Genomic DNA, 26180 nt, shown 5'->3' with positions numbered 1-26180 from the left:
GCGCATGTACAAGATCGTTGTCGACCGCACCCACGCTCTCATCAGGCTGGACATGCACGGCATGCTCACCCGCGCGGACGCCGACCAGCTGGTCGCCGACCTGATCGCCCAGATCACCGCCGCCCGGCTGCCCAGCTACGCGCTGATCATCGACGTCTCACGCTGTCCGGTGCAGGCGCAGGACACGATCGCCGCGATGGGCGATCACCTGACCAAGATGAGGAATGCACGCGCCCTCGCCATCGTCACCGGTGCCACGCTCGCCCGCCTGCAAGTCCGCCGCATCTTCAACCAGCCCTTCACCCGCTTCGCCACGTCATACGACGAAGCCCTCGCATGGGTCGTGTCGGGTATCGAACCAGGAGGGGCTACCAAAGCGTGAGACGCGAGGCCGTCAGTGATGCCTTGGCCATGCGGGCCAAGGCATTTTGCGCGCCTTGGAAGCGGCCCTCTACGCAAGAAGCGCCGTACGTACGTCATGTCACGACCATCCCGGATATCGCTCCGGCATCAAGATCGCCCATCTATTCCATCCGTGAAGAGTGATTTCGAGGTCAGCCGCCGTACGGGCGATCTGCGCGGGCTCATTCAACGGCAAAGACGGCGTGATCTTTCACGATTGCCCGAGATTCGATGCTGCGCGGTCCGGCGATCGACACCCATTCGGCGGGCCTGATGGCAAACATCCTGATGGCCGAACTGGCCGACGAACGGTTGCTGGCGTGCCTCGATGCGCTCACGCCGGCGTCTGCGACGGTGCGCGACCCGATCTACGCGGATCATGTTGCGTTCGCGATATCCGCGCGCTGTTTCTCTACTTCGAAAGCGCATTCGGCACCTCGCCCAGCTGGTACCTGCGCTCCAGGCGACTGACCCGCACGCCAACCGGGTGCATCGTGTTTCCGCCCGCCCCGTATCATGCTTGTGATGCCCACGCCTAAATCTCGGGGTGCTACCGCACCAGTGAGGCGTCCGGCGCATCGTCAAGAGATGAACAAAGGGCTGCGCAAGGAACATCCTACGCGGCGATGAAGTCCCTTCTGCCCAAACAGGCCCCCTCCATCATGCCGATCGCTTCGGCCAGAAAATCATCTTCCCCGATCACGTCGTCGCCCGCGGCGATCGCGGCGTCCCGTTCGACGACCATATCGTAGAAAAGACCGGATGCGTGACGCAGGCGGTACAACATCAACGCCGACGGAAGATCTGGCCTGAGCGCGAGGTATAGCGACAATGCCTCCACGCTGGCCGGGGTTTCCGTAAGGCGCGCGTTGCGGATCAGAGCCCCCTGGCGCCATCGCATGGCGTTGCGAACGAAGGCCGCATAGCGGTGAACACCGGTCGAGTCCCGCAAGTCGTAGTTCGGGATGACGATCGTACGCAGGACCGCGGCAGCCACGCGAGCTTCGTTACGGCTGACCACGTCGTCAATCATGGCGCGCCGGGCGACATCCAGCACCGGCAATCGATACGCCCAGATCGCGCGCACGAGATCTTCTCGATCTTTGAAATGGTAGGCGATCGCCGAGTTGTTTGCAGCACCGGCCTCGATGCGCACTTGCCGCAATGACACATTCTCGATGCCTTGCTGGCCAAACAGACGCTCCGCCGCTTCGATCAGCGCAACGGACGTGTCGCCCCGCCCCCTGGCGTCTACCCGTGCGTCAGTTTCGGTCATCAAGCTGGTCCCTGCGGCGGCCACCCGCGCTCGACCGAAGCCGCTTGCGTGTCAAGAATAGCCCTCTTAAGACACGTGTCTTAGATTGAGCAGGCGAGCCGGACGCTGGATCCAGACTCCGTCGAGGTCGACGTCAACAGGAGGGGTGCTTGTCTTCCCACGGTCCCGAGCTGTTTTCTCTTGAGGGGAAGCTTGCACTGGTCACCGGCAATGGCCTGATCCCGCACGCGATCGTCACGCTGTTCCGCGACGCGGGTGCGCAGGTCGTTCATGCGGCCGAACCCGCTCTCGACGAAGAGGCGGTCGAAACGGCGTTTTCACCGCTCCGTGAGCTCGACATCTTGGTGAACGGGTCGGTCCGCGCAGGGGCCTGGCCGATCGATCGGCTCGAACTGGACGCGTGGGATCGCGTGCACGCGACCAACGTGCGAGGCGCGTTTCTGTTGATGCGCGAAGCGGCGCGCGTCATGTGCGGCCATGGCCGCGGCGGGCGGCTGATCACGATATCCACCATCGGCTCGGTTCATCCGGTGCTGAACGGCAACTACGCCTATGGCTCGTCGCGGGCCGGCACGAACGCGCTCGTGCGCCAGTTCGCCCTGGATTTCGCCGCCAGCAGCATCACGTCGAACGCGATCCTGGTCGGCGCGATCCGCTCCGATCCCTTTCCACCGGATTGCCCGATGCCGCCGACCGGCCCGGGCATGGATCCCCGGCGCCTGCCGCTCGGCTATGGCACGCCGGAGGATGTCGCTCCGCTCGCGCTGTTGCTGGCATCGGAAGGCGGACGCTACATCACCGGCCAGTCGATCGCGGTCGACGGCGGATTTTTGGTCGCATGAGCAGATCGGCGACGGACACCCTGTTCGACGGGTCAACCCAGCAGGGCAGCGTCGCTCGCGACCTCGACCCAAGGATTGCGGCGCGCGGCGAGCGCTACGATGCGCAACGTCGTGACGCCTTTAGCAAGTGCATCCCGACCACCAGACCCATTCTGCACGCTTACGATGACATCACCCGTAGTTGAGAGGCGCCCCACCATGGCCGACCAGAAAGCGACCGACATCTATGCTCAGCATCGTGCGCTATACGCAAGCGCGCCAAAACCGGCGCACGTACCGGACGAGTTGGTCGTCGACTACGATTATCTGCATCCGGCCGGAATAGGAAACGGGGATGACGTATACACCGCACTAAGCCGACTACAAAGCGGCCCGGACATCGTGTGGACACCGCGGAACGGCGGCCATTGGATCGTCACACGTGCCGAAGACATCAAGTTCATCCAGGAAACCTATCAGGTCTTCAGCCACGAAACGTTTACGATCCCTCGCGGCGCGACTCCGGTCATCATGCCGCCGCTCACCGTCGATCCGCCCAACCACGCCCGCTATCGTGCGCTGATCAACCCGTCCTTCACCCCCAGCCGCGTCCGCGAAATGCGGGACAAGGCCGAGGTGCTCACGCGAGAGATCATCGAGACGCTGAAGCCGCGCGGCGCATGCGAGTTCGTCAACGATTTCGGACGCGTGATGCCGGTCACGATGTTCCTCGGCATCGTCGATCTGCCCGTCGCCGAGCGCGAGAAGTTCGTCGAATGGGGGCTCACCTGGATGACCTCCACCGATTCCGAGAAGAAGCTGACCGCGCTCGCCAACGTCAAGGCGTATCTCACCAACGTGCTCGACCAGCGTGCGGTCGAGCCAGGGAACGATCTGCTCAGCCGGATCGTCGGCTGGCGCGATAATCCGCGGTTCCGCAGCGAAGACGAGACGATCGGCATGGCGCTCCTGATCTTCTTCGGCGGTCTGGACACCGTCGCCAACATGCTGGCGTTCATCGTCCGCCATCTGGCCACCAACGAAGCCCATCGCCGCCGGCTGATCGACGAACCCGAGATCATCCCGCAGGCAACCGAGGAGTTCCTCCGCCGCTTCGGCCTGTCCAGCACGGGAAGGCTGATCCTCAGCGACCTCGACTATAAGGACGCACGGTTCCGCAAGGACGACATGGTCCTGGTGCCGATCGGCCTTTCCGGGCTGGACGACCGCTTGTACGATCGCCCTTTCGAGATCGATTTCGATCGCAATCCGACGCACAACACCTTCGGCAACGGACCGCACAAGTGCGTCGGCGCGCCACTCGCCCGCGTCGAAATCTATGTCTTCCTCCAGGAATGGCTCAAAGCCATCCCGCATTTCCGGCTCGATCCCGATCGCCCGGCGGTCAGCCATGCCGGATCGGTCAACGGCATGAATTCACTCCATCTGCGGTGGGACGTCTGACATGGCGGCGCAGATTGCACCGGAGGCGATTTTCCGGCTGGACGGCAAGACGGCGATCGTGACCGGCGCGGGATCGGGGATCGGGCGTGCCGCCGCGACGCTGTTCGCCGAGGTGGGTGCCCGCGTCCTGTTCGCCGATATCGATGCGACCGCGGTTCGCGAGGCGGCTCTGGCCACCGGCTCGGAATGGGCGGTGTGCGATATCGCCGACGAAGCGCAGGTCGCCGCGCTATATCGACAGGCGGCCTCATCGTTCGCCGGTCGTCTGGATGTGCTGGCAAACGTTGCCGCCTATCGCCGCAAGGCTGACACCATGACCATGCCGGCATCGGAATGGGACGTCATGCAAGGCGTCACGACCCGCGGCACCTTTCTGATGATGCGGCACGCGATCCAGATGATGCGGGAGCAAGCCGATGGAGGAACGATCGTCAACGTGTCGTCGGTCAGCGCGGTGCGCCCGACGATCTTCAACAACATGCATTATGATGCCGCCAAGGCGGGCGTCGATGCGATGACGCGCGCCGCCGCGATCGAATTCGCGCCACATGGCATCCGGGTCAATTCGGTCCAGCCGGGCGGCACGGCGAGCGATGGCGCGGCGCGCATGACCACGGATTTGCCGCCGACGGGCCCGATGGTCCAGCCCGGACGCATGCCGTTGCGGCGCCTATCGCAACCGATCGAGCAGGCGCGCGCCATCCTGTTTCTGGCGAGCCCCGCCTCCGCCTATATCACCGGTCAGCATCTGGCCGTCGACGGCGGCTTCCTCGTGTCCTGATCGGGTCTTCACGCCGGATTTGCGATGGGCAACGGGAGACGCGTTGACGATCGCTCGCCTGTGACCGCACTCCATGACGGAGGAACGACGCGCGATACACTGCCGCCGATGGCGGCCGGTCGATCGGCATCCGTGCGCCCGCCATCGCTTACCGCACCACCGGCTGCTGAGGCGTCGTCGCGGAGGCCGCCTCGAAGTCGAGCGTAACGCCGTTATTCATCTGCCCGCCGGTTGAGCGCAATCAAGATGAAATCGAACCATCATCGACCTTGATGGCTTGAGTGCATCACGCGCTGACGTGATCCGCGCCCTCGCAGCCACCACCTGCTCACCCTTGATGTCCTGATCGACGTCGATCGTCAGCGCTTCGCGAGCGAAGGCGTCAATCACCGTCAGCGCACGCAACCTTCGGCCACAGAACAATGCGGCCCAAACGAAGTCCATCGACCACATCTCTTTGGGCGCCGACGCCGCCTGTCGGCGTTCTGGGTTCGCATCGCCGATGCCTTCGACGTAGACGTTTGGGCCGGAGGCTCAGCCCATCTTCCCAATAGAGCCGATAGACGCTTTTAGTTCACCAGCCGGCCTTCCCGGCCAGCAGGAAGCAGGTCCGGAAATGGCCGTAGCGCACCCGCGCCACAGCCAGATCGTGGAGGCGCGTCCGCAGCAGCGCTTGATCCGGCTTGTGCGACACGAAGCGCGCCGAAGAGCGGCCGACCCTAAGCGCGGTTCGCCGACGCCATGGCATGCCTGGATATGCGCGACGATCCCGCGCCGTTGCCCAGGCGCTAAAGCCTTTTTTGCGGGGATATCCTGCGGAATGTGCTTGTCGAGGCTGAGATCGGCGACAAGCTGCTTAAGCTTGCGATTCTCAGTCCAAACTGTTTCGCCCGCCTCAGATCGTCGACGTCGGACCCGCCATACGCCTTTTTTTAGCCGTACAAGTCTTGCTCCGAAACACCCATCCCACGGGTAAATTCGCTACCATCGCACCTGTCTTCGGCTGCTTCAGTGCGAACGCAATCTGCTCTTCCCTGTATTCCGACTACCTTATGTCCTAACCTCTTGCCGAATGGCTGCAAGCGCCGCAAACCTCTTGCTCAGCGCGGATAAAAAACGAGGGATGTCAAATCCGTGTTTATTGTCGCGTTCGCCTATGCGCGCCTGACCAGTCACCGGACATTGTGCGGCGTATTTACTAGGCATCGTGTACCTTCCCTTATCAATTTCGGGCGACTAATACGTGCCCGGGCAATGGGGGAATGAGATCATGAACAAGTGCGCGACGACGTCCGCCATTGCGATGGCTTTCGCACTCAATGGATGTGGCGGCGGGGGCGGTGGAGGAATCGCCTCCTCCCCGCCCCCGATTGTGACACCGACACCGACAAATGCGACCATTACCGATCTGCGCGCTAGCCAAAGCTTCGCAAACGACGCGGCAAGAACCGATGTGTCGTTCAACACGACGTCCAGTTCCACGATTTCAGGCCGGGCGGCAAGCACGCCCCTGACCGTCAGCTATGATGCGTCAAGCAGCAGCTATACGATCACTGGAGGCGGCGTCACCGACACGTTCGGGCCGACGGACCGACAGACGAGCGGCGTGACCGGCGAGACGAAGTATGCGCGCCGCACCGGTGATGTCTCCAGCTATCTAACATTGGTCACGACCCCCTATTATGGCACCGTATCCAATCGCTACGTCGGCATGGGGTATGCGCAGCGCAATACCCGCTCGGGCGAGCGGCAGGATACCGCCTTTACGACGTTTACCTACGGGCTTGATACGCCGGCGAGTGGTGTGCCTAGAACTGGAGCAGGAACGTTTGCGACCGACGTATTCGGCCTTGCTTCCTTCCCTGGGGCGGAACCCGACGTCTTCCAAGGCAGGGGACGCTTCGACGTCGATTTCGTCAACGGCCTGTTTTCGACGGCGACATCGGTCACTCGCACCGGCCTGATCTCGGGCAAAAGCACGGTCGGTGGCGGGCTCGACCTGACCGGCGGGGGGCGTCTTGCTGCTGGCAACGGCGCGTTCTCGGGCGATGTCGTCTACAGCTCGAGCGGTCGCCAAATCGGCGGGCAACTGAATGGACGTTTCTACGGCCCCAATGCCGACGAGATCGGCGCCAGCTTCTCAGGCTCGGCCAGCGACGGCAGCGCCTTCAATGGCGCCCTGACCGGCCAGCGCGATACCACGCTGCCCGCGATCAACACGTCGTTCGCTCGCTTGGTGACATCGCAACTCTTCTACGCCGATGCGACGACCCTGACGGTTAGCACGCCGCGTACCGGCGGTACGCCGACCGTATCCGATTATCCGGCCCTGCTCGGGCCTGCTGTGTCGCGGAGCCAGTTCACCGACAAGACGAGCGGCAACGTCAGCTTCAGCCCACCCACGTCGGGTATGGCCGGCGGGGATTATACCGTAACATCGATCGTCGCCGGGGACCCCAATTTCACCAGCTACGCTCGTACGATCGCCGGTCAGTCCACGACGCTGCAACTGTACAAGACGGGCAGCGACAATCGTGAACTGGCACTCACCTACGCCAGCTTCGGTAGATATTCGACGTCGACCGACGCCAGCGTGTCCTTCTACGCGGAGTCGAACCGGGTTTTCTTCGTCTACGGATTCAATACGCCCAGCGGCCTGTTCGCCAACCGGACTGGCACCGCAAATTACGCGGGCGTCGCCTATGGCGCCGGGGCCGATGCGAAGGGTACGTTCTATGACGTGACTGGTACGGCGAAGATGTCCGTCGATTTCGGGGCACAATCTGTATCGGGCAATCTGGCCTTGGCAGGCAGTAACGGCGGTACGAAGATCGACTATGGCGCGTTCGGCTTTTCGGGCAAGCTGAACAGCTACGCATCGTCTAGCAATGCCGATATCAAGGGCAATGCGGGGACGTCGATCGGCTCCATGTTGGTCAATTTCTATGGCCCGTCCGCCAATGAAGCGGCGGGGGTGTTCCGTCTGCGCGTGCCCGATGGTCTCGGGGCGGGAACGCTCGTCAACGGGGCGATGGTCACCAAGGGGCAGTGACGATACGATCTTGGTCGATTGCAACGCTACTGCTGGCGGCGATCGCCTGTCCTGTCTGCGCGGTATCCGGGCAGCGGGCTGGATCTCCGCAGCACCTGAACGCGATTGACGTCTTCGATCTGGCAGGCCGCGCGTTCGCGGACGGGCGCGATGCCGATGCGCTGAAGCTGTATGACGCCCTGTCGCGCGATCCCGACGTCGAAGTGCGCAGCGAGGCGCTGTTCCGGAAGGGACAATTGCTCGCTTCGCGCGAACGCTGGCGCGAGGCGGCGCTGGCCTATCGCCGGCTGCTCGATGCCAAACCGGACGCGGCGCGTGTGCGGCTGGAACTGGCGATGGTGCTGGCCCGGCTCGGCGACGAAATCGGCGCGCGTCGCCAGCTGCGGCTGGCACAGGCCGCAGGCTTACCCGCTGATGTCGCCGAGCAGGTATCGCAATTCTCGCGTGCCCTGCGCAGCCCAAAGCGGCTGGGCGGCTCCTTCGAACTGACGCTTGCGCCCGATACTAACATCAATCGCGGCACGCAGGCGCGTACGCTGGATACGGTCATCGCTCCGTTGCTGCTCGATCGCGATGCGCGGGAGACATCGGGCATCGGCCTGCGGATGCGCGCATCGGGGTTTGCCAAGCAATCCATCACGGATCGGGTGTCGCTCATCGCGCGGGTGACGGGCTCGGCAGACCTCTACCGCGGCGGCAGCACAAACGACATCCTCGCCACAGCGCTGCTCGGCACCGAATGGCGCGGGCCCCACGATCAACTGGGCGTGACCTACGGCATCGGCAAACGCTGGTACGGGGGACAGGCCTTCGCCGACACCTATCCGCTGACGGGCGAATGGCTTCACCAGATGGGCCGGACGACGCAGCTCACCGCGAACATCAGCCGCAGCGCGATCCGGTACGACCGTAACCCGTTACAGGACGGAACGCTTTACGACGCGAACGTCAGCGTCGAACACGCGCTGTCCGCGCGGTCGGGAATCGCGGTGGGCGGCGGCGTGACGCGGCAGGCCGCGCTTGATCCCAGCTATGCCTCCTGGTCGTTCGGTCCAGTCTTCTACGCGTGGCGGGAATGGGGCCGTAGCACCGTTTTCGCGTCCGCCGCAGGCCGGCGGCTTATCGGCGATGGACGTAACTTCCTGTTCACCGACAAGCGGCGCGAATGGTTCGTGTCGGCGCGCACCGGGGCCATCCTGCGGCAATGGTCGATCCGCGGTCTCTCGCCGACCGTTCGCCTGGGTTTCGAACGAAACGTCTCCACCGTCTCGATCTACGATTATCGGCGCATATTCGCGGAAATCGGGCTTTCGCGAACTTTCTGATTTGGTGCGCTACCCCATACGCCGGCAGCTCTACAGGCCATGCTGCTGGAGACGCCATTGAAATCGGCGCCAGCAAAGCCGTAGGATCAGCGTCGGTTATCAGTTAAAAAAGGGACCGCCGCAGCATTCGCGTGAAGGACCTATTTTCGGTCATTCGAAGGCATTCAATCGCTCCTCTGAAAACAGACGCCTTGCCCGCTGTTTGTTCAACTAGCATCACCCCGCCGACCTGCACTCGTCAGATATTCGATGGCGATCGCTGCCCCTTTTAAAAACTAAGGAGGAACGTCGCGCATGATCAGCTCGAAGAGGTTTGAAGCAAGATGATGGATAAGCCATAGCTTCAGCTGTGGCAGCGACAAGCCGCCGAACCATGCCGATCAACTCCGACAAGCTGTTGGAGTTGATCGGCATGACGGCGGCATCTGTCTGGCCTGCCTTGGTGCGCAGAGCTGATCGCCAGCCCCAATCCACGTTTCCAAGTCCCGTAAGAACTCGACATCGAGGTCGCGATGCCGGATGGGTCAGAGCAGAAGCGATCTGCTAATTGGACCGGTCGAGGTGGCACCCAAAATGCGGCCAATCACGGCATTCGCCGTCGTTTCCCAATTCCGATCATGAATCCAAATCCCTGGCGAGGCCGATGACGCACATATCGCCTCGTGGGCGCCAGCGCGCGCCTGTCTTGAAACGATGATGAATCGAGGATCGTGAGCGCACGCCTTGATCGGCGATATCGAACCAGGATAGCGTTGTCTTATCGACCGAGTGGCAACTAGGGTTCCGGACGCACAGCGTTGCTGGACCGAGCGTTGCAGAGACCGCGGGATTTCCGCGGCTGCACCCAAGGGATAGAAGCCCAGGGGAGGAGACGTCGAGATCAACCGGTGCGGCTGCACCAAAGGGGGTCTCGTGACGCTTGCCTCGCTTTGTCTCATCGTGCTTGCATCGATCATCCACGCGACGTGGAATCTGCTCGCGAAACGGGCGGCCGCGGTGGGGCCGGTGTTCGTCTTCGCCTATAATCTGGTCGCCTGCGTCGCATATGCGCCGTGGGTGCTATACGTGTTGTGGCGCGGGACGGTCGTCTGGACGGCGCAGGGCAGTGCTGTCGTGCTGCTCAGCGGTCTGATCCACCTCGCCTACAGCCTGTGCCTCCAGCGCGGCTATCAGGTTGCGGAGCTGTCGGTCGTCTACCCCGTGGCGCGGGGCACCGGACCGATGCTGTCCACGATCGGGGCAATCCTGCTGCTCGGTGAAGCGCCGACCGGGCGAGGCCTCGCCGGCCTGGCCCTCGTCGTGGCCGGGATCGGACTGATCGCGACACGCGGCGATCTTTCCGCTTTCCGGCGACCCGGCGGACAGGCCGGCATCCGATGGGGCACGGCAACCGGCGGGCTGATCGCCTCCTATACCGTCGTGGACTCCTATGCGGTGAAGGCGCTCGGCATTACGCCAGTCATCCTCGATTGGTTCTCAAACCTGCTGCGCTTCGTCCTGTTGGCGCCTGTCGTGGCGACAAACCCGCGTCGGGCCATGATCGGCATGAGGGGGCATTGGTGGAGCGCGTTCGGCGTCGGGCTCCTGTCTCCCCTCTCCTACATCCTCGTCCTCGCTGCCTTGCGAAACGGTGCACCACTCAGTCTCGTCGCACCGATGCGCGAAATGTCCATGATGATCGGCGCGCTGCTGGCGATGGCGATCTTGCGAGAAACCGTCGGGGTTTGGCGCCTCGCGGGGTGCGGCGTGCTGATCGTCGGCGTCATCGCGCTCGCGGGCGCATGAAAGGACAGGCGCCGGTCGGGCCGCGATACGCCATCCGCCCGCTCGCGGGCGTGGCAGGCTGGCACGGTCCTGCTATCGATCCGGGATGATCAAGACGCTGCTCGTTGCCGGTCGCGACCGGAACCGCCTCGGGGAAATCCTCCACGTCGCCTCCCGGTTCGGGCTCGGCGTCATTCTCCAGCGGTTGGGGATCGAAAGGACCGCGGATGTCGGAGACGATCGCCCCGACGCGGACGCGATGCCCCTGCCGCGACGCACGCGGCTTGCCCTCGAGGAACTCGGGCCGACCTTCGTCAAACTCGGGCAAATCCTGGCGACGCGGGGCGACCTGCTGTCCGATGAATGGATCACCGAGCTGGAGCAATTGCACAGCCGCGCGCCGACCGTGGCGTTCGAGCATTTGCGCCCCGCGGTCGAAGAGGCGCTCGGCCAACCGCCGGAAACCGCCTTCGCCAGCTTCGATCCCGCGCCCCTCGCGGCCGCGTCGATGGCACAGGTCCACCGTGCCACCCTGACGGATGGGCGCGAGGTGGTGCTCAAGATCCGGCGCCCCGGCATCCGTCCGCGGATGGAAGCCGACCTGCGCTTGATCGCGCAACTGGCGACGATTGCCGAGAGCGCCAGCGCGGAAGCGCGCCGGTTCGCGCCGACCGCGATGATGCGACAGCTTGCCGAGGCCATATCGGAAGAACTGGACTTCACGACCGAGGGGCGGAACGCCGATCGGCTCCGCGCGGACTTCGCAAACGAGCCACGCGTGGTGGTCCCCGACATCCACTGGGCCTGGACGTCCGAAACAGTGTTGGTGATGGACTATATCGACGGCGTCCCGCCCCGCGATCGGGAGGAATTGCGCGCGGCGGGGATCGATCCCGCCGCGATCGCGGCGCTCGGTGCCGATATGGTCCTCGACATGGTTCTGGTGAACGGCCGGTTCCACGGCGACCCCCATCCCGGCAACCTCTTATGCCTGCCCGGCAACCGGATCGCGCTCCTCGATCTGGGCATGATCGGCCACGTATCGCCACGCCGCCGAGAAGAGTTCATCAGCTTCGTCCAGGCCCTGAACGCCGGCGATCCCGCACAACTGGCGGACGTTCTCGCGACGTGGTCTGCGGGCAGCGGCACGCCGCGCGAGCGCATCCAAGCGGCGGCCGAGCGGCTCATCATCCGGCATGGCGGCGGGCGACTGGTGTTGAGCGCGATGGTGGCCGACTTCTTTCCGCTGTTGCGGGCGGAAGGCATGACGATGCCCGCCGATCTCCTGCTCATCTTCAAGGCGCTGGTCACGGTCGATGGCGTGCTGGCACGGATCGAGCCGGACTTCGATCTGTCGGCCGCGATGCAACGCGCCTCGCTCCGGATACTCGCGGCGCGGCTGGCGCCCGGCTATTGGACGCCGACGCTGCAGGCGCTCGCGTGGGAACTCGGCAAGATCGGCGACGATGCGCCCCGTTTGCTGCGCGCGGCGATACGTCGCCTTGAAGACGCGCCCCCGACACCGTCGCCAAACAATGGACAGGCCGACGCCATCCTGGCCTCCGGTCGTTGGATCGCCGCTGCGATCATCTTCGGATCGCTGCTGATCGCCGGCGTGCGCTTCCTGGCATAGCGGCTGCTCGGGGCGATCAATTAGCTTAAGCGCATCCGTAAGCGCATGGTCAGGCGACGGCGAGCTGTCCGCGGGCGGACCCGCAAGAAGCCATAGCCAACATCGCAACGGAACGGCCCTATTCAGGCGCTCCGTCGCGATGCTGTACCACTTCTATATTCTGCCGTGCAATCAGCGAGCGGGAGCCGCCCGTGTCATCGGCGGCACCGGGCGTCCGCCATTGAGATCTGCCCCGGTATTGGGGTCCGTCGGCGTCGGCTGGATCATGGCGCGCATCTGCCACTGATATTTGTCGATGGCGTGTTGCACCTCCTGCAGCAGGTTCGAGGTGGTCGGATCGCCGTCCTCGCTCGCCTTGATCCCTTGCCCGACCTCGTCACTGACCACGCGGTAATTGGTCGCGAACCAGGTGATGACCTGCGCATCGTCGATGAAGCCGCCCGGCATCTCCGGCACGCGGCTGGTACGAACGATGGTGTTCGCACGGCCGTCCGCCGACGCACCGATCGCAAGCAAGCGCTCGGCCACCTCATCGGCATATTTGGCGACGCCGTCATGGTGGTCCTGCAGCAATTCGTGCAGCGGATAGAAGAGCGTGCCCGACACGTTCCAATGGGCCTGCTTGGTCTGGAGCTGAAGCTGTTGCAGCTCGATCAGCGTCTGCTGCAGTGCCGCGATCGACGCGCGTTGCGCATCGCCTTGCGGGCCGCCGTGGACCTGGCTGGACACGCTATTCTGGGGAAACCCGTTATCGGACCGGGTATCGCCACTTTGGGCAAAAGCGGGCGTGGCAAAAAGGCACGCGACCGCGGCGAGCGAAGCGTAGCGCATCATTCGTATTCCTTCGGCGATAGTCTTAGCCAGGGGGGCCCGGCTCAGGCTGTTGATAGGCGAACGCTGAACGCCACCAACGGAATAGGGTTGTCTAAATTTATGTTTATGTTGCGAGGCAAGACCGGCCATTTGCCACAGAGCGCAACTCTGCCGCCCCCCCCCTTCATCATAGGGCGGAAATAGACGTCCTGGCCACCGTCTCAACGCTGCAAAGCTAGTCACTCACGGGCGTGCGCCACCTCTCCGATTTCTGCCGTTCATTCCTGCTTTTCGACGCGATGGAGGTCTGTCGTCACGGCGTGAATGGCGAGAAGTCACATTCCAGTCCTATGGTCGTCGATCTCGGAGATGACCATGCGCCCATATTTAACCGCCTTCGCGATCATGATGTCCGCCGCGCTCGCTGCGCAGGAGCGGACGGGGCAGCCCTTGCCGACCGGACAGCGCCTCACCCCCACCGCGGCGCCGGGCGCGCGGTTCGAGCCGCTGGTCGCCCGCACCGGTCCCGACCCCGCCTATGTCGTCGATGGCGCGGCGGCGATCGCGCGCCGTCCGGACGGGCGCGAAATGCTGGTGCTGACCAGCGGCTTCAACCGCTTCAACGGGACCGACGGGAAGGTCGTCGCGGCGCAGTCGGTCCAGTACATCTTCCGCTATGCGATCGACGGGCATGGCAGCCGGCGGGTGCAGACGCTGACCGTCCCCAACAGCTATGGCGGCATCGCATGGCGCCCGGATGGGCGCGGGTTCGTCGTCGGTGGCGGCGTCGACGACACCGTCCATGTCTTCGGACGGTCGGGCGGGCAGTATGTCGAGACGGCGACGATCAAGCTAGGCCACACCGCCGGGCTCGGCGCCGGGGTCAAGCCGCAGGCGGCGGGCGTCGCGGTCAGCCCCGACGGGCATTACGGGCTGGTCGCCAACTATTATAATGATTCAGTCAGTTTGCTCGATCTGGATCGCGGTACGGTCATCGCCGAGCAGGACCTGCGTCCCGGAAAGATCGACCCGGCGCAGAGCGGCATTCCGGGCGGCGAATTCCCCTTTGCGATCGCGTGGACCGATGCCGGCCATGCCTGGGTGTCGGCGCCCCGCGACCGGCAGATCGTCGCGCTCGCGCCGACGCGGTCGGGGATCCGGATCACCGGCCGGATCGCGACGATCGGCGAGCCCACCGCCCTGCTGGCCGATACCCGCAACCACCGGCTGTTCGCCACCGAGGACAATGACGACCGGCTTGCAGTGATCGACACCGTCCAAGCGCGCTTGGTTGCGGAGCCGCGCCTCACGTTGCCGGACGCGCTGGCCGCCCCCGCGATCGGCAAGGGGCTCAACCCCAATGGCCTGGCCCAGTTGCACGACGGGCGATTGCTGGTGACGCTGGGCGGGATCAATGCCGTCGCGATCGTCGCGCCGAGCGCCACCGGCGGGACCGTCACCGGTCTGGTGCCGACCGGCTGGTATCCCAGCGCCGTGGCGACGTCGGCCGATGGCAAGCGCGTGTTCGTCGTCAACCGCAAGAGCCCGCCCGGCCCCAACGCGCAGGGGTGCGCGCCGAAGCTCGCCATCTATCGCGGTCAGCCCGATGCCTGTGGTGCGGCGAACCAGTATATCTACCAGCTGCAAAAAGCGGGGATGCTGGAGTTCCCACTGCCGGACGACAAGGCGCTCGCCGCAACGACGCTCCAGGTCGCCGACAATATCGGGCTGCCCGGAGCCGCCGCCCGCGCGGCCGCCGAGGCGAACATGGCGGCGATCCGGGCGCGGGTCAGCCACGTCGTCTTCATTATCAAGGAGAACCGCACCTACGATCAGGTGCTCGGCGATCTGGAGGTCGGCAACGGCGATCCGCATCTCGCCATCCTCGGCCGGGCGCTGTCCCCCAACCACCACCGCCTCGCACGCCAGTTCGCAACGCTCGACAATTTCTACGATTCGGGAGAGCAATCGAGCACCGGCTGGACCTGGTCGACCGCGGCGCGGACGCCCGACCTGCTCGAAAAGACGGCACCCGTGAACTATGCGCAGCGCGGCCTCGCCTATGAAGCGGAGGAGGCGGACCGCTTCGTCTACGCACAGCAGACCCCGGCGGAGCGTCAGGCGACGAACCCGGCGCTGTCGAAGGATCCCGACCTGCTCGCCGGCCCCGCCCTGCTGACCGCGCCCGACGCCGAAGGTGACGACGACGATGACAGGAACCAGGGTTTCCTGTGGGATCAGGCGATCCGCGCGGGCCTCTCGGTGCGCAACTACGGCTTTTCCGACGCATCGGTCTACGATGCCGGCGCCCCCAGCGCGATACCGGTGATCCGCGAACCGTGGAAGACGGGCACGCGCATCTACACGCCCGGCGACCGGCTGCTCGCGAAGCGCAGCGATCCCTATTTCCGCGGCTTCGACCAGAAACTCCCAGACTATTGGCGCATGCTCGAATGGCGGCGCGAGTTCGACGCCGCCGATGCCGCCAACAAGGTCCCTGCCCTGACGCTGCTGCGACTGAGCCACGACCACTTCGGCGATTTCAAGGAGGCAATCGACGGGGTGAACACCGTCGAGACGGAAATGGCCGACAATGATTACGCGGTCGGCATGGTCGTCGAGGCGATCGCCAACAGCCGTGTCGCGGGCTCGACGCTGGTCTTCATCATCGAGGACGATGCCCAGAATGGTGCCGACCATGTCGATGCGCGGCGGTCGGTCGCGTTCGTGGCCGGGCCCTATGTCCGGCAGGGCGTGGTCGTTTCGACCCGCTACACGACGGTCAACGTCCTGCGGACGATCGAGGCGGTGCTGGGGCTGAAGCCGCTAGGACTCAACGACGGGCTGGCGGCGCCGATGGCTGACCTGTTCGACCCCGCCCAGACCCACTGGACGTATCGCGCCGACGCGGCCGACGTGCTTCGTACGACGCAGCTCCCAATCCCCACCGATCGCTTCGCCCCCCGGATCGCGGCAACGACCGGGCGGTGCGACCACCCCAGCTCGACCTGGTGGGCGGAGGCGATGCGCGGGCAGGATTTCCGCACCGAGGATCATCTCGACACCGCGGCCTTCAACGCGGCGCTGTGGCGGGGGCTGGGCTCCGGCGTCCAGCCGGCCGAGCGCGATGGGCGGAATTTTCGCACCGCTCGCTCGGGGCTGCTCGAGAAGGATGGCGTCGGTTGCCCGCGATGATCCACGTTCGGACATTCAGGTGTCGTCCGCGGACTTCCGACTAATCTTTGAAGCGAAGACCGTGCGGTAGGATCTTTCTTCGCGGAACCGCACGGCAGCCTCTCCGTGGAAAATTTTTGCTGAGCAGCGCGAACGTCGGCGCCGTCAGCGCGGAGGATGGTCTTGCCATCACCATCGCGCCAACGGTCGCCATACCGCGGCCCCGCCACCGCCTCCCAAGATTCTCATCGCGATCGATCGATCCACGGTATAGGTCCGATCCTACGGCAGGTTCCGCTATGCGGTTGGCTCAGCCGCGATCCCGATCGCCGCACATCGTCGGCCAGTCTGAATAGCCGACCGACCCGCCACCGTACCAATACTCCTTTGGCGCCTCCGCAAGCGGCGCGCCGGTTCGCAAGCGATCGACGAGATCGGGATTGGCGATGAACGGTCGCCCCATGCTGAACAGGTCGGCATCGCCACGATCGAGAACCTCCTCGGCCAGCTCGAGCGTGTATTGATTGTTCGCGATGTAAGCCCCTTTGAAACGCTTGCGCAGCGCGGCGAAGTCGACGCCATCCGCGTCGCGGGTCTGTTGCGTCACGCCCTCGATATCGTGGACATACAACAGGCCGCGTTCTGACAGCGCATCGACATAGGCGCCGAAGGTTTCCATCACCGTGCTGTCGAGCGGGGTTTCGCCGGGCATCGTCGTCGCCGGCGACAACCGGATACCGACACGCGCCGCGCCCCAAACGCCGACGACCGCGTCGACGACCTCGAGGGGGAAGCGCAAACGGTTCTCGATCGACCCGCCATAGCGATCGGTTCGCCGGTTGGTGCTGTCGCGGACGAACTGCTCAAGCAGATAATTGTTCGCCGAATGAACTTCGACTCCATCGAATCCCGCTGCCTTGGCATTGATAGCGGCGCGACGATAATCTTCGACGATGCCAGGGATCTCGTCCGTTTCCAGCGCGCGCGGCGTGACGTGGTCCTTCATCCCATCCTTGGTGAACGCCTGTCCGACCGGCTTGATGGCCGACGGTGCGACCGGCGGCTTTCCGCCTTGTAGGTCCGGATGCGAGATGCGCCCAGTATGCCACAACTGAAGAAACATGACGCCGCCACGATCATGGACAGCCTGCACGATCGGGCGCCACGCCTCGATTTGCTGGTCGTTCCAGATGCCCGGTGTCAACGCATAGCCGACTGCCTGGGGAGAGACGTTGGTCGCTTCGCTTATGACGATCCCGGCGTCAGCGCGCTGCGCATAATAGTCGGCGGCGAAGGCGGGCGGGATCCCGTCGTCGTTCGAACGGCTGCGCGTCAATGGCGCCATGACGATGCGGTTGCGGAGCGACAAGTCCCCGATCTGGACTGGCTGGAATATGGGCGATGCGGAATGGTCGGGCATGGTCGGCGATATCCATCAAGCAGTGCAAGGTCAGGAGCGCTGAACGGACCAGCTGCCGTTACGGTCCGGCACTCAGCCGCAATTTCGGTCGGTTAAACCGATCGGAAGGATGCTGATGGCGCGCGGACGATCACAAGGGTTCCTATGCAAACGAGACCGAGAAGTCATTCGGCACGGCATCGGCGTTTTCCGACCTCTGCTCGTCGTCCACCTCTCAAGAGGCGGCCCGTTCGCAGCCAAATCGGATGACTGAACGCCGCACTACGACCTGGAAGCCACAAGCGCATGCATTGTGGGCATATTCGGTTGCCGTTTCAGGGCGACCCGCCATGCCGACTTGTGGATCTCGAAGGTCCGACGGTGCTTGGACAGGTGACAATACGTAAGCAACGAGAGTGAGCACGAGCATGACGCCGGATAGCTGCATCAGCAGATACACGCCGTCATTAACGGCCACCTGATAGGGGCGCTCTGCCGGTTTCAGCGCCCAAATCCGCTCAACCGTGAGCATGGGGCTACGCCCTCTGCACCGTTCGTGGCCCCATGATTCGTGGCTACTTTTTGAGTGGGCCACCGCGGAACAAAGTGAGGTTTCGTGGGACCGCCGCGAGCCATTTCGCCGCAGATTTCGGCGGTTTCCAGGTATCTTCCGGGGACGTGATGGTGCCGCTTACAGGACTCGAACCTGTGACCCCCGCATTACGAATGCGATGCTCTACCAGCTGAGCTAAAGCGGCCCGGGGTGGACCGGCCCGCTGAGGGGCCGTTCGGGGGTGCGCCTATCAGGTCGGATCGCGGCTGACAAGCGGCCTTTGTGTCGGGACATGCCAATTGTTCGCCGCGCGGCTTTACGCTCCGTTTACCACGGACGGTGCAGAAGCAGCCTAGGACCAGGACCGTCATGTCCTGATGCGAGAAGGGTTTGGGCATGGATACGGCGCGCGGCTTCGATGACGGGCGAGTCGGGGATGGCGAGGGCATGCGCGCCGATGGTGGCGGCCATGACGTGCTCGACGCGGCGCTGGCGAGCCCGCCGGACGATGGCGGCGACATCGACGGTGGCGGCGTGGACGATGCCGCCTTCTCGCTCGGCGGTGACGAGCGGCGCATGCACGTGCGCGCCTATAACCACTGGGTTTCGCTGCTGAAGGGCCGCCCCTGCCCCGGCATCGACGACCTCGATCCCGCCAATATCGCCGACTTCGGTCCGCACAGCGTGCTGATCGATTTCACCCGCGGCATCGACGACCCGACCATCGCCTATCTGGGGCGCACGCTGCGCGAGGAATGCGGGCTGGACGCGCATGTCGTGCGCGTCGCGGACGTGCCGGGGCGGTCGCTGCTGTCGCGCCTGACCGACCATTATCTGCAGATCATCGCGAATCGCGCGCCGATCGGGTTCGAGGCGGAGTTCGTCGGCATCCGCGGTCGCACGACATTGTATCGCGGCATCCTGATGCCCTTCACCTCCGACGACAGCACGATCGACTTCATCTACGGCGTCATCAACTGGAAGGAGCTGGCCGACGCCGACACGCAGGCGACGCTCGCCGCCGAGCTGGACGCAGCGGTGCGCAGCGCCCCGCGCGCGCTCGCCGCGACGCCGGTCTGGGCGGACGGGCCGAGCGGTGGATTCGAGATGGCGGAAGAACCGATCGCCGAGTCCGCGACCGACGCATCGCTGCGCGACCGGCTGGCGATGGCCCGCGAAAGCGCCGCGGCGGTGCGCGCCGCCGATGCACGCGGGCGCGCTGCGCTGTATCGCGCGCTGGGCCGCGCCCATGATTTCGCGCTGGCATGCGAGCGGGATGCCGAGGGCTATGCCGCGCTGCTGGCGCAGGCCGGGCTGACGGTACAGCCACGCGCGCCGCTGACCGCGATCGTCAAGCTCGTGTTCGGGTCGGATTACGACAAGACGCGCCTTGCCGAATATGCCGCGGTGCTGGCCTACGCCCGCCGCACCGAGGTGCCCGCGGGCGGCCTCACCACTGTGCTGGAAACCGCGCAGGGCGGCATCAAGGCGGTGGTCGCTGCCGAGCGCGCCACGCGTCGCCCCGACGAGCGCGTCGACCTGTTCGATCGCGCCGCCGCCGAACTGCGGGCGCTGCCCGTGCTGGGCCGCGTCGCCTTGCCCGAGGTGGCGGACGAATTCATCGTCCTGCTGGCGCGCGCCGGCGAGGATGGCCTGGTCGACGTCATCAAATGCGTTGACGACAAGGCGCTGCTGGAAAGCGTGCTGCGCAAGGCCGCGGCCTGAACGCAGGCGCGCCTCGTCGACGAACGGAAGGCTCCCGAGCAGCGCATCACTTTATTGCGCTACCACGTAATTTTCGCACTGCAGCAAAGCTTGAAGCCCGGAAGAGACGGGCGTAGGCGGCTGCCATGGCCGACCAGAACCAGAGCATGGCCGAGGCGCTTGCCGCCCGGCTGACCAAGGGCGCGCTACCGGGGGAGCTGACCGGCTTCGGCGATGCCGAGCGGGCCGCCGCCGCGGCGTTCGTCGCGGACACCGCCGCGCGTCGTGAGCCCGGCAAGCCCGCGATCCGGCTCGAGCCGATCGCGTCGGACGACGTGCGGCGGCGCATGCGCCTCGCCATCGTCAACGACGACATGCCCTTCCTGGTCGATTCGATCGCCGCCGCGATCGGCGAACAGGATCTCGACATCGACCGCCTGATCCACCCCGTCGTCCGCGTGACGCGCGATGCATCGGGCGCGCTCACCGACATCGGCGGCGCGGGCACGCCCGAATCGATGATCTACATCGAGCTGGAACGCGCCGACGCGCGCGACCGGCGCGGCCTGGTCGAAGACCTGACCGCGGTACTCGCCGATGTGCGCGCCGCCGTCACCGACTGGCCCGCGCTGCAGCGCGCGATGGCGCGCGACGAGGCCGCGCTGCCGCAGGGCGAGGGCGCGGCGCTGTTGCAATGGTTCCTCGACGGACAGTTCACGTTGCTCGGCCACCAGATCTGGCGGCGCGACGGCAGCGCGGGCGAGGCGCTCGGCATCGTCCGCCATCCACACGAAACGCCGGTGCTTGCCGAGGCGAACCGCGCGCTCGCGATCCGCTGGTTCGAAGAGGGCAATGACGCGCCGCTGCTGCTGAAATCCAGCCTGATCTCGACCGTCCACCGCGCCGTACCGCTCGATCTGGTGCTGGTGCCGGTGATGGAGGCGGGCGAGGTCGTCGGCCTGTCGATCCACGCCGGCCTGTGGACCAGCGCTGCGCTGAGCGCCAAGCCGCGCGACATCCCCGTGCTGCGGGCGCGCCTGTCTGCGCTGGAGGCGAAGTTCGGCTTCGATCCCAAGGGCCATACCGGCAAGGCGCTGACGCATGCGCTGACCGCTTTGCCCCACGACCTCGTCGTCGCCTTCCCGGCCGATGCGCTGGAAGAGGTGGTGCTGACTGCGATGAGCCTCGCCGACCGGCCGCGGCCGGCGCTGGTGCTGGTGAAGTCGGCGCTGGGGCGGCATCTGTTCGCCTTCGCCTGGCTGCCGCGCGACGACCTCACCACCGCACGCCGCGTCGCGATCGGCCAGATGCTGGCCGACGCCTCGAACGGCAACGTGCTCAACTGGTCGATCAGCCTCGACGACGGCGTCGTCGCCCTGCTCCGCTACACGATCGACCTGCGCGGCTCAGGCCGCATGCCCGAGACCGAACCGCTCGCCGAGCGCCTGCGCAAGATGGTGCGCGGCTGGATGTCGGACGTCGAGGCGGCGCTGGTCGAACAGGTGCCCGCTCAGCGCGCCGCGCGTCTGGCGCTGCGCTGGGCCAACGCCTTCCCGGCCAATTACCGCAACGTCAGCAGCCCCGCCGAAGCGGCGCAGGACATTTTGCGCGTATCGAGCCTGGAAAATGCCGGCGACCGCTCGGTGCGCATCTTCCCGGTCGTCGCGGGCGAGGACCGCCAGCTCAAGATCTACAAGCTGCACGGCGCGCTTGCGCTGTCGGACGCGGTGCCGGTGCTGGAGAATTTCGGCTTCCGCGTGATCGGCGAGCTGCCCACGCGGCTCCAGGACGAAGCGGACACCTTCGTCCATGACTTCGTCGTCGAGACGGATGCGACCGACGACGCCAATGACGCCGCGGTGCTGGAAGGCGCGATCGCCGCCGTGCTGGAAGGGGCAGCGGAAAACGACGCGTTCAACCGCCTGATCATCGACGTCGGCCTCACGCCGCAGTCAGTCGTGCTGCTGCGGGCCTGGTTCCGCTATCTCCGCCAGGCGGGCCTGCCCTATGGCCTGACCACCGTCGTCGACGCCCTACGCCGCGCGCCCAAGCTGACCAAGGCGCTGATCGCGCGCTTCGCAGCCGCGCATGATCCCAAGGGCAGTGGCGACCTGACCGCCAGCGACGAAGCGATCGCGCGGGGCCTCGACGCGGTATCGGCGATCGACGACGACCGCATCCTGCGCGCCTATCGCGACCTGATCGGCGCCTGCCTGCGCACCAACGCCTTCGCCCCCGCGGCGAACGAAGCGCTGGCGTTCAAGCTCGACAGTCACCTGATCCCCGGCCTGCCCGCCCCCGTGCCGTGGCGCGAGATCTGGGTGTATTCGCCGCGGGTCGAGGGCATCCACCTGCGCGCCGGCCCGGTCGCACGCGGGGGCCTGCGCTGGTCGGACCGGCGCGACGACTTCCGCACCGAAATCCTCGGGCTGATGAAGGCGCAGCGCGTCAAGAATGCGGTGATCGTGCCGACCGGCGCGAAGGGCGGCTTCTACCCCAAGCAGCTCCCCTCCCCCGCGGTCGATCGCGACGCATGGCTGGCGGAAGGCACCGAAAGCTACCGGATCTTCATCCGCTCGCTCCTGTCGATCACCGACAATATCGTCGACGGCCGCGTCGTGCATCCGGCGGACGTCGCGGTGCTCGATGGTGAGGACCCCTATTTCGTCGTCGCCGCCGACAAGGGCACCGCGACGTTCAGCGACGTCGCCAATGCGCTGGCGCTGGAGCGCGACTTCTGGCTGGGCGACGCCTTCGCGTCCGGCGGCAGCGTCGGCTACGATCACAAGGCGATGGGCATCACTGCCAAGGGCGCCTGGGTGTCGGTGCAGCGCCACTTCGCCGAGCGCGGCGTCGATGTTCAGACCCAGCCGATCACCGTCGTCGGCTGCGGCGACATGTCGGGCGACGTCTTCGGCAACGGCATGCTGCTCAGCAAGGCGCTGAAGATCGTCGCGGCGTTCGATCACCGCCACATCTTCATCGACCCCAATCCCGATCCTGCCGCCAGCTGGGACGAGCGCGCGCGCATGTTTGCCCTCCCCCGCTCCAGCTGGGCCGATTACGACGCCGGCCTCATCAGCGAAGGCGGCGGCGTGTGGGCGCGCAGCGAGAAGGTCATTCCGCTGTCGCCGCAGGCGCAGGCCGCGCTCGGCATCACCGCGACGCAGCTGGATCCGGCGTCGCTCATCTCCGCGATTTTGAAGGCGCCCGCGGACCTGCTGTGGTTCGGCGGCATCGGCACCTATGTGAAGGCGGCGCGCGAGAATAACGCCGCCGTCGGCGATCCCGCCAACGACCGCCTGCGCGTCGATGCCGAGCAACTGCGCGTTACCGCGATCGGCGAAGGCGCGAACCTGGGCGTCACCCAGGCGGCGCGTATCGCCTTCTCAGAGCGTGGCGGCCGGATCAACACCGACTTCATCGACAATTCGGCGGGCGTCGATTGTTCGGATAACGAGGTGAACATCAAGATCGCGCTCAACCGCGAAATGAACGAAGGCCGCCTCGGCTTCGAGGAGCGCAACGCGCTGCTCGCCAGCATGACCGACGACGTCGCGCATCTGGTGCTGGAGGACAATCGCCTCCAGACGCTGGCGCTGTCGATCGCCGAAGCGGACGGTGCAAGCGCCATCCCCAGCTACGTCCGCGTCATCGAAATCTTCGAAGGCGCCGGTCGATTGGACCGTGCGGTCGAGGGGCTCGCTGGCAACGACGACCTGCTGCGGCGTGGGCAGGAAGGCCATGGCCTCACCCGGCCCGAACTCGCCGTGCTGCTCGCCACCGCCAAGCTGTCGTTGCAGGACGGGATCGAGCAGGCACCGCTGGCGCTCGCCCCCGAACTGGCACCGGACCTGCACGCCGCCTTCCCGCCGGCGATGCGGCGCGACTTCGCGCAGGCGATCGACGAGCATCGCCTGCGCGGCGAGATCGTCGCGACCAAGCTCGCCAACCGCATCGTCAACCGGCTGGGCGTGCTGCGCCCGTTCGAACTGGCGGAAGAGGAAGGCGCCGCGGTCGCCGACATCGCCGCGATGTTCGTGGTGGCGGAGCGCGTCTTCGGCCTCGACAGCCTGTGGGCGGAGATCGAGCGCGCCGACATTGCCGAAGGCGCGCGCATCGCGCTGTTCAACGAGGTGGCGGTGGCGACGCGCTCGCACATCGCCGACCTGCTGCGCGCCAACGCACCGGGCACGTTGCCGGGCGCAGTGATCGAACGGCTGGGCCAGGGCATCGCCGCGCTGGAACGCCAGACGCAGTCGCTGCTGCTCGAGGAAGCGAGCGCGCAGAGCGCTCGCATCGCCGCCGAGCTGGAAGCCGCTGGCGCACCCGCCGAGCTGGCGCGCCGCGTCGTCCGCCTGTTCGACATGGACGGCGTCGTCGGCCTCGCCGCGCTGGGCCAGCGCCTCGGGATCGACGAAATCGAGCTGACGCGGGCCTATACCCACCTTGGGCAGGACCTGGGCCTCGACTGGGCGCAGGCGGCGGCGGCGCGCATCGTCTCGGGCGATCCGTGGGAGCGCCTGCTGCTCGCCGGCCTCGCGCGCGATTTCCAGCAGCAGCGACTGGAGTTCCTCGGCCGCACCGGCGAAGGCGATCCGCGCAGCGCGGTGCAGACTTGGCTGGCCGCGAACGGCGCGCGCGTCGCGCAGTTTAAGGCGCTGGTCGACCGCGCCCGCCATGCCGCGCAGCCCAATGCGGCCATGCTCGCGCAGATCGCCGGCCAGGCGCGGGTGCTTCTGGGGCGGTAAGCCACTCGGCCTCCCGCGCCCTCGGGAGCGGGAGGCCAGCCCCACCCCATCCGTCACCCCGGACTTGTTCCGGGGTCCACCGGGCCGCAAGGGGGCGGTTGAGCCTCCAGCCGTTCCCCCCGCCGCACAGTGGACCCCGGAACAAGTCCGGGGTGACGACGGTAAAACCGGAAAGCCCCCTACCCCCGCGCCGCCACCTTCGCGCGCCAGCCACGGGCGCGCCACCACATGATCACGCCCGTCACCGCTAGCCCGGCCGGCAGCAGCCCACCCAGGAAAATCACCACCTGCCAGACGATTCCCATATCGTCGCCATCGTGGATCCGCCGCATCCAGCGCGCCGCGCCGCCCGGCTTGCGCGCCGCCGCAGCGACCGCGACGCCGCCGTCGTCCGCCACCTTGATCCGGCGCCCATCGGCCAGGCTGACCGTCCAGTCCGCCGACCGCTCGGTCGGCCAACCGACGCTGCGCAGCGGCCCCTTCGCCACCCCCGCGGCGCGCGCGACGACCGTATCGACGGACTGCGCCGGCTCGGCCACCGGCGGCGCGAAGGCGGGGCGCCCGCCGCCCTCCCGTCCGCCGAACACGCTGGGAAAGCTGATCCACACGCCGGTCAACGACAGCACGAACAGCGGCAGCGCGATCCAGAAGCCCATCTGGTAATGCAGGTTGCTGTCGGTGTTGCGGTGCCGGCGCCAGCGAAAGCCCTTCGTCCAGCGCCCAACGCTCGGCCACCACAGCCATAGGCCGGTCATGCTCGACAGCAGCATCGCGACACCGATCCAGCCCACGATCGTGCGACCGATCCCCGGCACCTGCAGGCTGCCGTGCAGCACATGCAGGAAGCGCATCACGCCGCCGCTGCGCGGCGCCACGGCCAGCACGCGCGCGGTGGGCGGGTCGAGATAGACGGTGGTGCGCGGCGGCGGTCCGCGCCGCGGCGCCTGCGCGCCCACGGCGCTGACCGTCACGGGGCCGTCCCCCTCCGGCAGGCCGAGGTCGCTGATCCGCTCGCCCGGCGCCAGCACGCGCTGCGCCGCCGCCACATAGGTTTCGGGGGCCAGCAACGCGGTGCCGCTGGTGGAATAGCGCTCGGCATTGATCAGCCGGTCCAGCGGCTCGCGCCAGACCAGCGCCGCGCCCGACAGCGACAAAGGGATGATGAGGATGGCGAGCGTCAGCCCGATCCATTTATGGACCTGAAACCAAGTCTTTCGCCATTTGACCGCGTTCATCGCTATGTATCCCCGACTGTGCCCCGGCGGTCG

17 protein-coding genes, 1 tRNA gene and 1 pseudogene are annotated in these 26180 nt (G+C 66.0%); 12 read left to right on the top strand and 7 right to left on the bottom strand.

The annotated features are described in order from the left end of the window. Positions 1 to 4 precede the first annotated feature (4 nt). Positions 5 to 382, top strand: a complete 378-nt coding sequence (locus ACGVWT_RS10055) for an STAS/SEC14 domain-containing protein (protein WP_315462476.1) — start codon at positions 5 to 7, stop codon at positions 380 to 382. Positions 383 to 633: 251 nt separating this feature from the next. Beyond that, on the top strand, positions 634 to 873 hold the full coding sequence (locus ACGVWT_RS10050; protein ID WP_315462477.1) for a hypothetical protein: 240 nt from the start codon (positions 634 to 636) through the stop codon (positions 871 to 873). Between the two features lie 145 nt (positions 874 to 1018). On the opposite strand, the gene ACGVWT_RS10045 is transcribed toward ACGVWT_RS10050, so the two are convergent. After that, positions 1019 to 1678, bottom strand: coding sequence for a TetR/AcrR family transcriptional regulator (locus tag ACGVWT_RS10045; protein ID WP_315462478.1), 660 nt, complete (start codon positions 1676 to 1678; stop codon positions 1019 to 1021). Between the two features lie 149 nt (positions 1679 to 1827). On the opposite strand from ACGVWT_RS10045, the gene ACGVWT_RS10040 reads away from it, so the two are divergent. The 3 genes from ACGVWT_RS10040 to ACGVWT_RS10030 all read left to right on the top strand — a co-directional run bounded on the left by ACGVWT_RS10040 (position 1828) and on the right by ACGVWT_RS10030 (position 4744). Continuing rightward, positions 1828 to 2520, top strand: coding sequence for an SDR family oxidoreductase (locus tag ACGVWT_RS10040; protein WP_315462479.1), 693 nt, complete (start codon positions 1828 to 1830; stop codon positions 2518 to 2520). 381 nt (positions 2521 to 2901) lie between these two features. Next, entirely contained in the window at positions 2902 to 3963 is a 1062-nt protein-coding gene (locus ACGVWT_RS10035; protein ID WP_315462480.1) for a cytochrome P450, read from the top strand. 1 nt (position 3964) lies between these two features. Next, positions 3965 to 4744: an SDR family NAD(P)-dependent oxidoreductase gene (locus ACGVWT_RS10030; RefSeq protein ID WP_315462481.1), complete on the top strand. Its 780-nt coding sequence runs from the start codon at positions 3965 to 3967 to the stop codon at positions 4742 to 4744. A gap of 172 nt (positions 4745 to 4916) precedes the next feature. On the opposite strand, the pseudogene ACGVWT_RS10025 reads toward ACGVWT_RS10030, so the two are convergent. Beyond that, positions 4917 to 5768: pseudogene (locus ACGVWT_RS10025) on the bottom strand (DDE-type integrase/transposase/recombinase); the annotation flags it as partial. A gap of 246 nt (positions 5769 to 6014) precedes the next feature. On the opposite strand from ACGVWT_RS10025, the gene ACGVWT_RS10020 reads away from it, so the two are divergent. From ACGVWT_RS10020 to ACGVWT_RS10005, 4 genes are all read left to right on the top strand, one after another. After that, positions 6015 to 7796, top strand: coding sequence for a transferrin-binding protein-like solute binding protein (locus ACGVWT_RS10020; protein ID WP_315462482.1), 1782 nt, complete (start codon positions 6015 to 6017; stop codon positions 7794 to 7796). Then, positions 7793 to 9121, top strand: a complete 1329-nt coding sequence (locus tag ACGVWT_RS10015; RefSeq protein WP_394426202.1) for a surface lipoprotein assembly modifier — start codon at positions 7793 to 7795, stop codon at positions 9119 to 9121. The genes ACGVWT_RS10020 and ACGVWT_RS10015 overlap by 4 nt, the downstream gene beginning before the upstream one ends. 912 nt (positions 9122 to 10033) lie before the next feature. Beyond that, positions 10034 to 10906, top strand: coding sequence for a DMT family transporter (locus ACGVWT_RS10010; protein ID WP_394426199.1), 873 nt, complete (start codon positions 10034 to 10036; stop codon positions 10904 to 10906). 85 nt (positions 10907 to 10991) lie between these two features. Then, a complete protein-coding gene (locus ACGVWT_RS10005) occupies positions 10992 to 12518 on the top strand; it encodes an AarF/ABC1/UbiB kinase family protein (protein WP_315462485.1) in 1527 nt (508 codons plus the stop codon). A 171-nt stretch (positions 12519 to 12689) separates the two neighbouring features. On the opposite strand, the gene ACGVWT_RS10000 is transcribed toward ACGVWT_RS10005, so the two are convergent. Continuing rightward, positions 12690 to 13352: a DNA starvation/stationary phase protection protein gene (locus tag ACGVWT_RS10000; RefSeq protein ID WP_315462486.1), complete on the bottom strand. Its 663-nt coding sequence runs from the start codon at positions 13350 to 13352 to the stop codon at positions 12690 to 12692. A 354-nt stretch (positions 13353 to 13706) separates the two neighbouring features. Here ACGVWT_RS10000 and ACGVWT_RS09995 point away from each other — a divergent pair, with 354 nt between their 5' ends. Next, positions 13707 to 16526 carry a bifunctional YncE family protein/alkaline phosphatase family protein gene (locus tag ACGVWT_RS09995; RefSeq protein WP_394426194.1) on the top strand — a complete coding sequence of 940 codons (2820 nt, stop codon included), beginning with the start codon at positions 13707 to 13709 and terminating at the stop codon, positions 16524 to 16526. A 289-nt stretch (positions 16527 to 16815) separates the two neighbouring features. On the opposite strand, the gene ACGVWT_RS09990 is transcribed toward ACGVWT_RS09995, so the two are convergent. The 3 genes from ACGVWT_RS09990 to ACGVWT_RS09980 all read right to left on the bottom strand — a co-directional run bounded on the left by ACGVWT_RS09990 (position 16816) and on the right by ACGVWT_RS09980 (position 18662). Further along, the gene (locus ACGVWT_RS09990) at positions 16816 to 17925 is read right to left on the bottom strand and encodes an alkene reductase (protein WP_315461666.1); all 1110 of its coding nucleotides are present in this window, start codon (positions 17923 to 17925) and stop codon (positions 16816 to 16818) included. A 214-nt stretch (positions 17926 to 18139) separates the two neighbouring features. After that, a complete protein-coding gene (locus tag ACGVWT_RS09985; protein ID WP_315461667.1) occupies positions 18140 to 18436 on the bottom strand; it encodes a hypothetical protein in 297 nt (98 codons plus the stop codon). 150 nt (positions 18437 to 18586) lie between these two features. After that, positions 18587 to 18662, bottom strand: a tRNA-Thr gene (locus tag ACGVWT_RS09980). Positions 18663 to 18853: 191 nt separating this feature from the next. Between ACGVWT_RS09980 and ACGVWT_RS09975 the strand changes: the two genes are divergently transcribed. Together ACGVWT_RS09975 and ACGVWT_RS09970 are read left to right on the top strand one after the other, a co-directional pair. Then, positions 18854 to 20182 (top strand): hypothetical protein, encoded by a 1329-nt coding sequence (locus ACGVWT_RS09975; protein WP_315461668.1) that lies wholly within the window; start codon positions 18854 to 18856, stop codon positions 20180 to 20182. A gap of 125 nt (positions 20183 to 20307) precedes the next feature. Then, positions 20308 to 24912: an NAD-glutamate dehydrogenase domain-containing protein gene (locus ACGVWT_RS09970; RefSeq protein ID WP_315461669.1), complete on the top strand. Its 4605-nt coding sequence runs from the start codon at positions 20308 to 20310 to the stop codon at positions 24910 to 24912. Between the two features lie 179 nt (positions 24913 to 25091). On the opposite strand, the gene ACGVWT_RS09965 is transcribed toward ACGVWT_RS09970, so the two are convergent. Beyond that, on the bottom strand, positions 25092 to 26147 hold the full coding sequence (locus tag ACGVWT_RS09965) for a PepSY domain-containing protein (RefSeq protein WP_315461670.1): 1056 nt from the start codon (positions 26145 to 26147) through the stop codon (positions 25092 to 25094). Positions 26148 to 26180 lie beyond the last annotated feature (33 nt).

This window comes from Sphingomonas sp. S6 (genome assembly GCF_043498045.1).
GTDB lineage: Bacteria > Pseudomonadota > Alphaproteobacteria > Sphingomonadales > Sphingomonadaceae > Sphingomonas.
The sequence above is the reverse complement of the archived record's forward strand: the minus strand, read 5'-3'. Positions and strand labels throughout refer to the sequence as shown.

Coding starts and splice junctions, on each gene's coding strand:
- ACGVWT_RS10020 (WP_315462482.1), top strand. CDS start 6,015: ATGAACAAGTGCGCGACGACGTCCGCCATTGCGATGGCTTTCGCACTC.
- ACGVWT_RS09975 (WP_315461668.1), top strand. CDS start 18,854: ATGGATACGGCGCGCGGCTTCGATGACGGGCGAGTCGGGGATGGCGAG.
- ACGVWT_RS10000 (WP_315462486.1), bottom strand. CDS start 13,352: ATGATGCGCTACGCTTCGCTCGCCGCGGTCGCGTGCCTTTTTGCCACG.
- ACGVWT_RS10050 (WP_315462477.1), top strand. CDS start 634: ATGCTGCGCGGTCCGGCGATCGACACCCATTCGGCGGGCCTGATGGCA.
- ACGVWT_RS10030 (WP_315462481.1), top strand. CDS start 3,965: ATGGCGGCGCAGATTGCACCGGAGGCGATTTTCCGGCTGGACGGCAAG.
- ACGVWT_RS09985 (WP_315461667.1), bottom strand. CDS start 18,436: ATGCTCACGGTTGAGCGGATTTGGGCGCTGAAACCGGCAGAGCGCCCC.
- ACGVWT_RS09990 (WP_315461666.1), bottom strand. CDS start 17,925: ATGCCCGACCATTCCGCATCGCCCATATTCCAGCCAGTCCAGATCGGG.
- ACGVWT_RS10005 (WP_315462485.1), top strand. CDS start 10,992: ATGATCAAGACGCTGCTCGTTGCCGGTCGCGACCGGAACCGCCTCGGG.
- ACGVWT_RS09965 (WP_315461670.1), bottom strand. CDS start 26,147: ATGAACGCGGTCAAATGGCGAAAGACTTGGTTTCAGGTCCATAAATGG.
- ACGVWT_RS10055 (WP_315462476.1), top strand. CDS start 5: ATGTACAAGATCGTTGTCGACCGCACCCACGCTCTCATCAGGCTGGAC.
- ACGVWT_RS09995 (WP_394426194.1), top strand. CDS start 13,707: ATGCGCCCATATTTAACCGCCTTCGCGATCATGATGTCCGCCGCGCTC.
- ACGVWT_RS10045 (WP_315462478.1), bottom strand. CDS start 1,678: ATGACCGAAACTGACGCACGGGTAGACGCCAGGGGGCGGGGCGACACG.
- ACGVWT_RS09970 (WP_315461669.1), top strand. CDS start 20,308: ATGGCCGACCAGAACCAGAGCATGGCCGAGGCGCTTGCCGCCCGGCTG.